The organism is Runella zeae DSM 19591, from assembly GCF_000423565.1.
GTDB classification, from domain to species: Bacteria; Bacteroidota; Bacteroidia; order Cytophagales; family Spirosomataceae; genus Runella; species Runella zeae.
Window position 1 is genome coordinate 23,807 of the sequence record NZ_AUIF01000046.1, and the last position, 12,472, is coordinate 36,278.

The window sequence follows — 12,472 nt, forward strand, 5'->3', positions numbered from 1 at the left end:
TTGCTGTATTCCCTCAACAAATTTAGGGGGTTTGTAGCACTTCTATTCTCTAAAATTGTACTATTTTAAGTGTGTATTTGGTCTATTGTTGTATTATTCCGAACTTTGCATAAATTTATTAACCAATTACGACCATGAACACACTTAATTTTGAGCATATTATTGGTTATTTTCATAACCTCAAATTGTCGAGCTTATTCCGACATATCAACACCTTCATAGCACGTCACCCCACCATCTTTGAAGCCTTGACTCGCACGGGTCAGCCTTTTGGAGGTAAAGTTTGCTAATGCTTTGCAGGAATTTAGACATTCTAAATTGTCAAAAAATTTAGAGTGTCTAATCCTATAGTTAATCATCGCTACTTATTGGCTCACAAGATAAACCCTACCTATCTAAGAGCAAAGAACTGGTTTTCAAAAGTCGTGATACTATTCCGACATTTTTTTGATGTTTTTCTGGCTTATATTTCAAACTTCCACCAAAGGCCAGGTTAGAAAAAGAGTAGACATCACTTTTTTTAGTCTATCTTCTTCACTCTTTAATTTATGAAATCCATTTCTACAGTACTTCTACTGTTTTTATTAAAGCAGTTTTGTTTCGGCCAAAGCAATGATTTTGTCACTATTAAACAGCGGATTGTCGGGGATTTGATGGCCGTCAAGGTCAGTGATCAAAGTGTCGAGACAATTATGGCTAAGATAAACGACGACGGAAGTTTTCAGGGTATCAATTACACCGATCTTAGTCGTACAGCGAGTTTTCCGCACGGAGGTCATACGCGTGACTTGGTGGTTTTGGCAAAAGCCTACAAAACCCCTTCTTCCAAATTTTATAAAGACAATAAAGTAAAGGCACTGGTGGTCAAAGGATTAGAGTTTTGGGTCAAAAATGACTTTGTAGGGGAAAATTGGCATGACAATCAAATCACTACTCCTACTAATCTTGGAAATTTGATGTTGGTGATAGGGGAGGAGCTACCCAAAGAACTCATCGAAAAGGCCCAACCGATGATTGGGCGCGCCAACATGAGCGCTTCGGGGGCACGCCCTAGTGGGGATAGAATAGTGATTGCAGGAATTTTGGCTAAAAACCTGATTTTTAGGGAGAATTATGAAGAATTTGATAAAATCATAAAAATCATCGAAGGCGAAATCAAGTTTTCGACCGGAGAGCGTGGAATGCAGCATGACTATAGTTTTCATCATCGAGTAGATAGGGTCAACAACACCTCCTCCTATGGATACGGCAAATACGCCAATGCCTATGGCGAATGGTCGTATTATGTAGCAGGTACGCGCTACGCTTTTTCTAAAACTAAAATAAATCAATTGGTAGATTATTATCTTGATGGTATCTACAAACAAATGGTGTATGGCGTATATGAAGATATTAGTGTCAAAAACCGTAGTATTTCCCAAAAAGCAGCCTCTTTTCAACCTTATGGTACCCTCGAAATCGAACGGCTTTTTGTAAGTACAGATTACCGAAAAAAAGAGTTGGAAGAAATCATCAAGCTACGCAAAGGAGAAGCGCAACCTTCGACCTCTTTTGCGAAGTTTTTTTGGCAAACCGAACACTTTGTCTTCCAAAGACCTCATTTTTATACGACGGTCAGAATGTTTTCGAGCCGGAATAGGAATATGGAAGAACCCTACAACGGCCCTGGCAAAACGACTCATCATCGGGCTGATGGCACCAACTACCTGATGCTCAAAGGAGATGAATATCATAATATATGGGCGGTGTATGATTGGCAAAAAATATCGGGTACTACCATTCTTCAGAAAAAACAACTTCCCAGCCCTGAAGAAATTCAGAAAGACGGACTTACTGATTTTGTGGGAGCTGTGACAGACGGGATGTATGGTGCCGTCGTGTTTGATTTTAAAAGTCCTCATGACGGGACTGAGGCCAAAAAATCATGGTTCTTTTTTGATGAAGAGTACGTCTGCTTGGGCACAGGTATCAAGGCCAAACCAAACTTGCCGGTGGTAACCACTCTCAATCAAACCCTGATGCGTAGTGAGGTGAAGATAGCTCAAAACGCAACGGTCAGCACGTTGCCCAAGGGGAATCGTACAGTTGAAAATGTAAAGTGGATTTTTCACGATAAAGTGGGGTATCTATTTCCAGAATCAGCGACTGTACAGGTTTCTAATCAGTCCGAAACAGGAAGGTGGTCTGATATCACTGACCAAAAAAATATCAGCAAAGAACTCGTAAGTGAAGATGTATTTAAGGTGTGGTTTGACCACGGCTCTAAACCTACCAATGCTTCTTATCAGTATATCGTGGTGCCGGGTGTGACGGCGCAGCAGCTAGAGGCGAGTAGTAGTAGCAATCGGGGTATTGAAATTCTGGCAAATACTGCTGATTTACAGGCCGTCAAGCATACTCAATTGAAAATAGTGCAATCTACTTTTTATAAAGCTGGAGAAATAGAAATAGAGAAAGGGCGTAAACTAAAAATGGATAGCCAAGGTATGGCATTGTTGAAGATGAAAGGTGAGCGGCTTCAAGAACTTACTGTAGCAGACCCTTCTCGTAAGCTTAGTCGTATGGTGGTGACCGTATCGGGTATTTACAAAAACAAAGGAGAAGGTTTTATAGCGCTTCCTGATATTTCTCAAAACCAAACCATTTTTTTGATTGACCTGCCACAAGGCGTGTATCTTGGAAAAAGCCTGACAGTGAAGTTATAGAGAAGTAAGATTACCTAACACCAACTCTAAAAAGCGAGAATTCCCAGCCAAAAACGTCGGGAGCTCTCGCTTTTTAATTTACTGATGTCATGAGCTTGAAATTATTTATAATTATTTCAAAAATAAATTGTACTTTATTTTTATTTTATATTTTATTTTTTTAAATTAAACGACAATCATAGAAGCAGGTCAACAGACCATGACTATGGAAAATAACAAGGGTAAGTTCACATTTATTTCATCTAAAACATCTAGATTTATGAAAACTACGTTGTTTGCCCTGTTGATGATTATCGGTGCTTTCAGTGCTTGTAAAGAGGCCGATAGTAAAAATACTTCCTCAATGACCAAAATTGATGAAGAACGTGAAACCAAAGCGATTATGCAAACCATTGAAAACGAAACGGAGTGTTTCTTCAAGGGAGATTACAATTGCTGGAAAGAGAGTTTTGTTCATGCCAACTATGCTTTTCAAGTTTGGAGCAAAGATGGTTATTTTGACCCCAAAATAGGCTGGAATGAGGTAGATGATAAGATAGGACGCTATATTGAGGACAATAAAATAGGAGTAGGGGGAAGCAACAATCCCAAGGTAATTCGAAAGGATATGATTGTGAAGTTTTTTGGCGACGATGTAGCGTATCTCATTTGGAATCAGTACAATAGCGACAAAAAAAAGACACACTATACCCATAGTACCGAAACTCGAATCATGGAAAAGCAAGACGGTAAGTGGAAGATTGTAAACGTGACGGCCTTGTGGGACAGAAATCAGCCTATTCCCTTTGATAGTTTACAGTGAGGAGGCTGTCCAAAAAGTAACAGGTTACAAAATATTCTTTGGTTTCAACCTCACGGCAGCGGCCGACCGTCCCCTAAATCCCCCTCACGGTACGCCGTCGCGGCCTTTCTGGAGAGGGGGACTTTGAAAGCCCTTCTCCTGCCAGGACAGGGCCGCCTGAGCGGAAGGGTTGGGATGAGGTTGAACAGACGCCGAAGATAATTTGGTGATACCAGACTTTTTGGACAGCCTAATTATCTAGCTAGGCTAGTTCTTGGGCCGTAGCGCGGTATTTGACCTCTACATTGTGTAACTCAATAAGAGGCTTTAAAAATTCTTCTAAGTAATTGATGTCAAGCTGACTAGCGGCATCACAGAGGGCTTCTGAAGGACAAGTGTGAGCTTCTACAAACAAGCCATCTACTCCCGCTGCCACGCCTGCACGAGCAAGTACGGGCAGGTATTCTCTTGCGCCACCTTTGCTGTCTTTGGAAGGAATCCCGTATTTACGGATAGCGTGTGTTACGTCAAATACTACCGGATACCCCGTTTTGTTCATATGATAAAAACTGCGAGGGTCTACGATAAGGTCGTTGTAGCCAAACGTATAGCCGCGTTCGGTTAAGATGATTTGGTCGTTGCCACTATCTTCAATTTTTTTGACAGGGTGCTTCATGTTTTCGGGGGCCAAAAACTGTCCGTGTTTTAGGTTGACCACTTTGCCTGTCTTGGCGGCTGCTACCACAAGGGTAGTTTGCATACACAAATAGGCTGGAATCTGTAGCACGTCCACTACCTCGGCTACGGGGGCGCATTGGTCGGGATAATGAACATCCGTGAGTAGGGTAAAGCCGAATTGCTCTTTCACTTTTGCCAAAATTTTCATTCCAGCCTCAAGCCCTGGTCCCATATAATAATCAAGACTGCTGCGATTGTCTTTCATGAATGAAGATTTATAAACAATCTTGATATTTAAGCGCTCTGAGATTTCTTTGAGACGCTCTGCTACGGTCATCATGATTTTTTCGTCTTCAATGACACAAGGCCCCGAAATGAGAAACAACTCATCTGAACCACATTCAATATCGCCTACGCGAACGATTTTCTTTTGCATTGTATTTGGATATTTTGGACTACAAAGTTCGTTTTTTAGGCGTTAATACCGCCAATTTATCCCGAAAAATTATACCTCTCTACTGGTCTTCCCATTTGGATTTGATGCCTACTTTTTCAAACAATTCCGACAAACTTAGCTGCGTTTGACGGATGTCTTGCCAATCTTTTAGGATCACTCCTAAGGTAGATTCAACGAGTGATTGGTCGAGGTAGGTAATGTGCATTTCGGCCAATGCTTGTGCCCAATCCAGAGTTTCGGCAATGCCCGGCACTTTGTTGAGGCGTTGTTGGCGAAGTTGTTGCATAAAACCCGTGATTTGACGCGCCAAAGTAGCATCAATCTGCTCCACTTTAGATTTGACAATGGCCAGTTCCTTATCAAACGGCGGATAGTCAATCCACAGATACAAACATCTCCGTCGAAGTGCTTCTGACAATTCCCGCGTGCGGTTGCCAGTCAGAATGACGTAGGGAATATGAGTCGCTTTGATGGTGCCGATTTCGGGAATAGTGATTTGCCAATCCGACAGCATCTCTAGCAAAAAGCTTTCAAACTCTTCGTCGGCGCGATCTATTTCATCAATCAACAAGACGGGCGCTTTTTCTTGAGTAATGGCTTGTAAAAGAGGACGTTTTAAGAGAAATTTTTCGCTAAATAAGGTTTGTTCAATAGTGGCGGCGGCTGTCTCATGGGTGGTACTTTCTGTCATTTTGAGATAAAGCAATTGATGTTGATAATTCCATTCATAGATAGAATGGTTGGCATCTAATCCTTCATAACATTGCAGCCGAATCAAATTGGTACGGAGTGCTTCTGCCATCACTTTGGCTATCTCTGTTTTGCCGACACCTGCGGGCCCTTCGATAAGCAAAGGCTTGTGAAGCTGCATTGCCAAAAAAACGGACATCGCAATGTATTCGTCGGTGATGTAGCCACGATTAGCTAAAAGTGCTTGTACGGATGATAGGGTATGAGACATGACAAAAACTATTGATAAATCCTATGAGGCTAAACAGACTCCTACTGCGGAAATTGGGACTTGTCGATACCCGGAATGATTCTCAAGGCATTTTTATAATATACTTTTTTGAGAATATCATCGGGTAAGCCCATGCCATACATACGCCAAAAGGCGTGGTATTTTTTATGATAAGGGAAATATTCATCCTCAGTTTCGAGCACTCTAAAGTAAGTGGCGTATTCGGATGGAACCCAACTATCTTTTCCAAACAAAATACGGTCTTGCCATTTTGTGAAAAACTTTTTGGAAGCCCGTGGTTGACGTCCTAATTCGGCAATAACGGCTCCAATTTCGACATACATATTGGGGAATTTGGTCATGAGGCTATCGAGCTTTCGGAGGTCGTTGGGATACCACCCCATGTGGGCATTGATGAAGGTAGTTTTGGGATGACGTGCAAACACCGCGTGCTGTTCACGAATAAGCGAATCAAAAGGTACCGGGTCGGTATCGGTACGTTTGCGACCTGCGTGGGTTTTGAGTTCAAGCCAGCGTTCGTTGTAGCGATCAAGTGGGTCCCAAAAAGACTTTGGATCAGCAGTATGAATAATGACTGGAATACCTAACTCTCCGCATTTGGCCCAAACAGGGTCGAGGCGAGGGTCACTTACGGCCACCCGTTTGCCATCGGTGTCTTTTATACCACTAAAACCAAGGCTTTTATAAACTTTCATGCCTACGGCGCCCGCTTTTACGTCATCTTCGATTTGTTTGGCGGCGCGCTGCCCCCATCCCGGCGAACCAATGCCTTTTAGTTCGGGATTGGTAAAGACCATAAAACGTTTTGGATAATTTTTACGGACATTGGCAATAGCACCCGTAATGGTAGCGGTGCCGTCTTCCCATTGTTGTGAAAAACCTCGACCACTCAAATTGACCATAATACCCATGTTGAGTTTGTCCATTTCACTGATAAGCTCACCCAGATTTTGGCTATCCATCCGATATTGATGATTATGAACATCAATAAAGGGGAATTTGGCCCGGGTCACTTTATGTTCTTCTACTTTTAGGGTAGATACAGGGTCATATTCCTCAAAACCAAGCGGCTGCGTAATGGGGCCATTTGAGAGATTTTGGCCACAAGCTGCTAAGGCAATCAGGCTGGCTAAAAAGGTAAGAGAATGTTTCATGAGAATAGGTTAAAAGGTCAGACAATGAGGTATTTATTTGTAAATTAAAGCTACACAGTGAGCGGCGATTCCTTCTTTTCGTCCCACAAATCCGATATGCTCAGAGGTGGTAGCTTTGATAGATACATCCCCCACATCTATCTGCATTACGCTCGATAGACATTCTTTCATTTGGGGAATGTGGGGATTGAGTTTTGGCTCCTGAAGTACTACTGTGACATCCACATTGCCTACTTCATAGCCTGCTTCTCTAATCATTTCGATTACTTTAGAAAGCAAAATTTTGCTGTCAACTCCTTTCCATTGAGGGTCTTTGTCCGAAAAATGGTAGCCAATATTACGCATATTGGCGGCTCCGAGGAGCGCATCACAAATGACATGGCAGACCACATCAGCATCCGAATGCCCCTTGGCACCGTGGGTATGTGGAATTTGGATGCCCCCTAGCCAAAACGGACGACCTTCTTCGAGCTGATGCACGTCATAGCCAAGGCCAATTCTAAATTTATTCATGTTTTACAGAAAATCGGATTGCTATTGTTTATATGGATTTGGCTAGGCCAATGCTCGGTAATACATCGTTGAGCAATTGGTCTCTTTTAAGATATTTTGTGCTTGCTGTTGGACATCTTCGGTTTGAATCGCCTGAATCTTCTCGGCTTCGTAGTTTACAAGTTCGGGGTTTCCGGCATTTGCGGCATAGGCTAAGTTCATGGCACGGTTGAGAAGTTCGACTTCAGAAAAAGCCAAGGTAGATTCCGCTTGGTTTTTTACTTTTGAGAGTTCTTCTTCAGCAAGTTTGGTTTCCACTAGCTCTTGCAGTATTTCTTTAACCGCCGCATCGGCTTCTTCAAGCGACACATTCGCATTGAGATTGCCTTGTATTACTATTAGTCCTGGGTCGATAGACGCGGTGTTGTAAGCATTGATGTTAGCAAAAAGTTTACGCTCTTTCAGCAGTTTTTGATATAAACGCGCCGATTTTCCTCGCCCCAAAATATCACACATAAGATCGGCGGTATAATAATTATCCTCAAATCGGCCTGGCATATGATAGGCTTTATAGAGCGCATTGAGGGGTACTTTGGCTTCAGTTTCCAAAAATCGTGAAGCGGTTTGAAGTGGTTCTTGGGGCAAATTTCTTACGTATTTAGGCCCGGCAGGGATGTTCCCAAACCATTTTTCGGCAAGGGCTTTGACTTGCGGCACTGTCACATCGCCTGCCACCACCAAAATGGCGTTGTTTGGGAGATAATATTTATAAAAAAAGTGCTTCACATCCTCCAAAGTAGCCTCTTCGATATGGCTAATTTCTTTGCCGATAGTAGCCCAGCGGTACGGGTGCGTGGTGTAGGCTAAGGGGCGCAACTTCAACCATACGTCGCCGTAAGGTTGATTGAGGTACCGTTGCTTAAACTCCTCAACGACCACTTTTTGCTGTACCTCAAGTACTTTGGGGTCGAAAGAAAGACTCAACATTCGGTCAGATTCGAGCCAAAAGGCCGTTTCGAGATTGACAGAAGGAAGGGTAATATAATAATTCGTAATGTCGGGAGAAGTGAAAGCGTTGTTTTCACCGCCTACTTTTTGAAGGGGTTCATCGTAAGAAGGAATGTGTTTTGACCCCCCAAACATGAGGTGCTCGAAAAGATGGGCAAATCCGGTTCGGTTTTCTTCTTCGTCACGAGAGCCTACATTGTACAAAATATTGACGGCTGCCATCGCGGTGGAGTGGTCTTCATGAACATATACTTCTAGGCCATTGTCAAGAATAAAGTGCTCGTAATGAATCATATAGGTTGGTCAGTGAATTTGAATCTCAATCAAAAAGAGTGAAAATACCTCAAAATTGATTTTGATTACAGGGGTAAGTCATTGTTAGGATTGTAAAAAAAAGCTATTTATTAAACTCTTTACTGTTTTTTTAACGTTAAGAACAAAGCTAAAGGTTTCAACCTGAATGCCCAAAAAATTGCAGAATACAGTCTATTTACTTTTTTAGATTACTAGTATTGACAGCCTGAATCCATGAGAAAATTTTTGTTATTTGTTTTGTTTTGTACACCATTTATTTCAAAATCTCAAGTTTTATATGATGCTCCTACGCAGGAGATAGTCTTGAAGGCGATAGATCATATCTATGATTTTGAGTTTGCAGAAGCCGAGCCTTTGATGAAACAAATCAGGGCTAAGTATCCCAATCATCCCCTTAATTCTCTCCTGAAAGCACTTCAGCTACAGTGGCAATACTTGCCCGTAAAAGATAATAAAACCATGAGTGCGCAGTATTTGGCGCTTCTTCAAGATTGTATCAATAAAGCCAAAGCGCTTGAAAAAGATGAGAAGACGCGCCCCGAAGCGGCTTTTTTTTCGATGGCAGGGCATGGGTATATCGCTCTGGTGCACAACTACAACGATGATAAAATGAAAGCCGCCGCCGAAGGCAAAAAAGCCTATAACTATGTGATGGAAGGCTTTAAATACATGGAGCGCAATCCTGAGTTTTATTTTTCCTCAGGTCTCTATAATTATTATGTGATACGCTATCCAGAAGACCATCCAATTGTGAAACCTTTGGTACTTTTTTTTAAAGACGGAAACAAAGAAGAAGGCCTTCGACAAATGGATGTAGCAGCTCGTAAAGGGATGTTTACCCGCACAGAATCGGCCTATTATCTTGCCCGTATTTTGTTAAAACATGAACTTCGCTATGAAAAAGCCAATCAATATTTGACTTCTTTGACCCATAAATATCCCAAAAACCCCATTTTTTTGATGAAACAAACAGAGTCTTTATTGCTTTTGGGCAAGTACGAACAAGCGGAGGATTTGTTGGAGCGTTTCAAGAAGTATAATACCCACTTCTTCCCGATTGCTTGGCATACTTTTGAGGGACTCTTGCAAGAAAAACACCTTAAAAACGATGCGGAAGCTACTAAATCTTATATGGCAGCTCTTCGGCAACCTTTTGATAGTGAATATACAAAAGAGTATCATGCTTTTTCGTATATAGGGCTTGGACGCATAGCAGCTCGCTCCGGCGATCGCCGTAAAGCAATTGCCTATTATAAAAAAGCAGAAGAACTAGCCGAGTACAAAGGGCTGATGAAAGAAATAAAAACGTATTTGAAATAAAAGGCTTAGGGAGTTTGAAGAGCTACCAAAGCGTCAAAATCCTCGCTCAGTTTATAACTCAATCTTTCAAAAATCTCCGCAAAGCGACCATAACGTTCATGGTGCGTAAGATTAGGCTGGTAGGTTTCGACCGACCGAATGGTACGGGCGGCATCTTCCAAGTCTTTAAAAATGCCCAAATGAGTCAATCCCAGCAGTGCTGCGCCTGCACTTGCACTATCATGTTTATCGTTGATATACACCGTTTTTCCGAATACATCCGAAAGCACCTGCGCAAACAAGGGTAAAGTGGCATATGCTCCGTTTATATAAAGATTTTGGATAGAACGATACTGCTGTAGAAGTTTTCCGATACTGTATATCTCATATACAATACCTTCTACGGTCGCACGGATAAAATGACGCCGTTCGTGGGTAATATTGGCTCCAATGTAAGCGCCGCGCGCATTGGCGTTCCAGAGAGGCGCACGTTCTCCGAGCAAATAAGGCAAGAACAAAAGGCCTCCCGCGCCGGCTGGTACTCGCTCGGCTTCCATTAAGAGTTGCTTAATGGTGTAGTCCATATCTAGGTGGATTCCCGATGTACCAAACTGCTGTACAAACCACTCAAATACCACACCGCCATTGTTGGTAGGGCCTCCCGAAATGTACTTTCCTTTGGTAAGTAAATAATTAAAGAAGCGCTGTTGAGAATCTTGGATTACTTGGTTTCCTGCTACCCGCATCGCTCCACTTGAGCCGATGGTGATGGTAGCGTCGCCTTCCGTCACTACGCCAGCTCCTAGGGTAGCTAAGCAGCCGTCACTTGCGCCCACAATTACCTTTGTAGCACTTGTGAGCCGAAAAAGCCTGACATATTCTTTTTTGAGTTTTAGTTCGCCAAAATCAATAGGAACTAGCTCAGAAAGTTGCTGAGGTTTGATACCTGCAAAATCAAGGGCTAGTTTTTCCCACGTAAGCGTATGAATATTAAACAAACCCGTCGAAGAAGCGATACTATGATCAATCACAAGTTGGCCAGTAAGTTGATAAATGACGTATTCCTTGATAGAAATAAATTTATAAACTTTCTCAAACCAAGTGGGGGGGGTATGATTGTGAAACCAGCATATTTTGGCTAGAGGCGACATAGGATGTAAAGGCGTCCCCGTAGCTTCATAGATAAGTTTTCCTTCAGGAGCTTGCTTGAGGGCATTGGCTTCGTTGCGCCCGCGATTGTCGGCCCAAATAACGGCATTTCGGAGCGGGACTCCCTGCTTGTCGATAGGGAGTACACTGTGCATAGAAGCCCCAAATACCAGGGCTGAAGGGTGGTATTTTTTTCCTAATTCATCATTGAGTAAACTTTTGAGAGCATACAATACAGTCAAGAAAATCTGCTCAGAGTCTTGTTCGCTATAATCGGGCTGTGGATGAAAAGTCGGATAAGTGCCTTGGCGCCATCCGATAAGATTGGCTGACATGTCAAAGGCCGAAGCTTTGACTTTGGTAGTACCGATGTCGAGGGTTACAATGCAATCCATTCGTTGAATGAGTGACCGGGTCGCCGGTTCGAAAACATAATAAGTAATTTTAACGTATATTCTACCTTAGGTCTATTATTTCCGTATTCTTTTACTCTTGGCCGCGTTTCCTAAATTGCCCTGGCGTATAGCCGGTCAGTTTTTTAAAGGTAGTAGAAAAATGTTGGGAAGAGTAAAAACCCGTATCAAGGGCAATGTCGGTAAGACTTTTTTGACTTTGCCGAAGCTGCTTCATTGCTTCAGCGATTCGGATATTGATTAAGTAATTAAGAGGCGAAAAACCCGAGAAAGCTTTTACTTTTTCAGTAAAAGCCGTACTTCCTAATCCTACCACGGCGGCCATTTCCTCTACTGTCCAGGGGTGGTCGAGGCTATCGCGGAGCATTTGTTCGAGCTGTGCAAAAGCTTGTGGGAAATCTCGACGCTGGTTTTGTTGCTGACTTAGCTGACGAACGATAGTCACGATAAGCTCGTCAATCAATTGATTGACACGTACTTGATACGCAAATTCTGTTTGTTTGATTTCGTTTTCAATACGTTGAAGCAATTCGTAGGGTTGTTTGAGATTGTTGAGTACTACGGGCGAATGAGATACCAACAATCTCCCCAAGAGTTTTTGGTCGTTGTCGTTGATAGCCGACCACTTTCCCAATGCCAGCTCTTTATGAAGCTCAAAACTTTCGGGCTGAAGCGTAATCCAAGCAAGGCTACCAATCTCCAAAGTACCCGAAGGACTACCGAGCGATTGGCCGGGGCACAATACCACCACATCGTTTGGGTATAAAAAATGGAGTTTGTTTTCGATAATCCATTCAAACTTCCCCTCCAACACGCATAAGACCTTGATTCCGGATTGAATCCTAACAGGCCATTCAAGAAGCTTCACAATAGGATTTTTGAGACGTATCAATTCCTTGATGTGCGTGAATTCGGCCAAAGACGTAAGCTGTTGCACAAAAGGACTCATGGAAGGTAAAGTAGGTTATTAAATTTTTTTAAGAAAATATAAAAATATTGCAAAATTCTACATCGTCTATTCGTAGAAGTTTTTAGAACA

12 protein-coding genes are annotated in these 12,472 nt (G+C 42.4%); 5 read left to right on the forward strand and 7 right to left on the reverse strand.

The annotated features are described in order from the left end of the window. The first annotated feature begins 134 nt into the window (after window positions 1-134). The 4 genes from G563_RS38075 to G563_RS38080 all read left to right on the forward strand — a co-directional run bounded on the left by G563_RS38075 (window position 135) and on the right by G563_RS38080 (window position 3,634). Window positions 135-290, forward strand: coding sequence for a hypothetical protein (locus tag G563_RS38075; RefSeq protein ID WP_157585337.1), 156 nt, complete (start codon window positions 135-137; stop codon window positions 288-290). A gap of 258 nt (window positions 291-548) precedes the next feature. Next, window positions 549-2,705, forward strand: coding sequence for a polysaccharide lyase family 8 super-sandwich domain-containing protein (locus tag G563_RS0114605; protein WP_028665970.1), 2,157 nt, complete (start codon window positions 549-551; stop codon window positions 2,703-2,705). 259 nt (window positions 2,706-2,964) lie between these two features. Continuing rightward, window positions 2,965-3,507, forward strand: a complete 543-nt coding sequence (locus G563_RS34785; RefSeq protein ID WP_051210988.1) for a nuclear transport factor 2 family protein — start codon at window positions 2,965-2,967, stop codon at window positions 3,505-3,507. After that, window positions 3,491-3,634 carry a hypothetical protein gene (locus tag G563_RS38080; RefSeq protein WP_157585339.1) on the forward strand — a complete coding sequence of 48 codons (144 nt, stop codon included), beginning with the start codon at window positions 3,491-3,493 and terminating at the stop codon, window positions 3,632-3,634. Before G563_RS34785 ends, G563_RS38080 begins: the two co-directional genes overlap by 17 nt. Window positions 3,635-3,748: 114 nt before the next feature. On the opposite strand, the gene kdsA is transcribed toward G563_RS38080, so the two are convergent. From kdsA to G563_RS0114635, 5 genes are all read right to left on the reverse strand, one after another. Then, the gene (gene kdsA / locus G563_RS0114615; protein WP_028665971.1) at window positions 3,749-4,600 is read right to left on the reverse strand and encodes a 3-deoxy-8-phosphooctulonate synthase; all 852 of its coding nucleotides are present in this window, start codon (window positions 4,598-4,600) and stop codon (window positions 3,749-3,751) included. A gap of 79 nt (window positions 4,601-4,679) precedes the next feature. Then, a complete protein-coding gene (locus tag G563_RS0114620) occupies window positions 4,680-5,582 on the reverse strand; it encodes an AAA family ATPase (RefSeq protein WP_028665972.1) in 903 nt (300 codons plus the stop codon). Between the two features lie 41 nt (window positions 5,583-5,623). After that, on the reverse strand, window positions 5,624-6,757 hold the full coding sequence (locus tag G563_RS0114625; protein ID WP_028665973.1) for an amidohydrolase family protein: 1,134 nt from the start codon (window positions 6,755-6,757) through the stop codon (window positions 5,624-5,626). A 33-nt stretch (window positions 6,758-6,790) separates the two neighbouring features. Next, window positions 6,791-7,270 (reverse strand): 2-C-methyl-D-erythritol 2,4-cyclodiphosphate synthase, encoded by a 480-nt coding sequence (gene ispF / locus G563_RS0114630; RefSeq protein ID WP_028665974.1) that lies wholly within the window; start codon window positions 7,268-7,270, stop codon window positions 6,791-6,793. 42 nt (window positions 7,271-7,312) lie between these two features. After that, complete coding sequence (locus tag G563_RS0114635) at window positions 7,313-8,551, reverse strand: M16 family metallopeptidase (protein WP_028665975.1); 1,239 nt, start codon at window positions 8,549-8,551, stop codon at window positions 7,313-7,315. Window positions 8,552-8,785: 234 nt separating this feature from the next. Here G563_RS0114635 and G563_RS0114640 point away from each other — a divergent pair, with 234 nt between their 5' ends. Further along, window positions 8,786-9,892, forward strand: a complete 1,107-nt coding sequence (locus tag G563_RS0114640; protein WP_037326939.1) for a hypothetical protein — start codon at window positions 8,786-8,788, stop codon at window positions 9,890-9,892. Window positions 9,893-9,897: 5 nt separating this feature from the next. Here the strand turns inward: G563_RS0114640 and G563_RS0114645 are convergent, their stop codons facing one another. Beyond that, window positions 9,898-11,415, reverse strand: a complete 1,518-nt coding sequence (locus tag G563_RS0114645) for a gluconokinase (RefSeq protein ID WP_028665977.1) — start codon at window positions 11,413-11,415, stop codon at window positions 9,898-9,900. A 91-nt stretch (window positions 11,416-11,506) separates the two neighbouring features. Beyond that, window positions 11,507-12,382: an AraC family transcriptional regulator gene (locus G563_RS0114650; RefSeq protein WP_028665978.1), complete on the reverse strand. Its 876-nt coding sequence runs from the start codon at window positions 12,380-12,382 to the stop codon at window positions 11,507-11,509. Window positions 12,383-12,472: the final 90 nt, after the last annotated feature.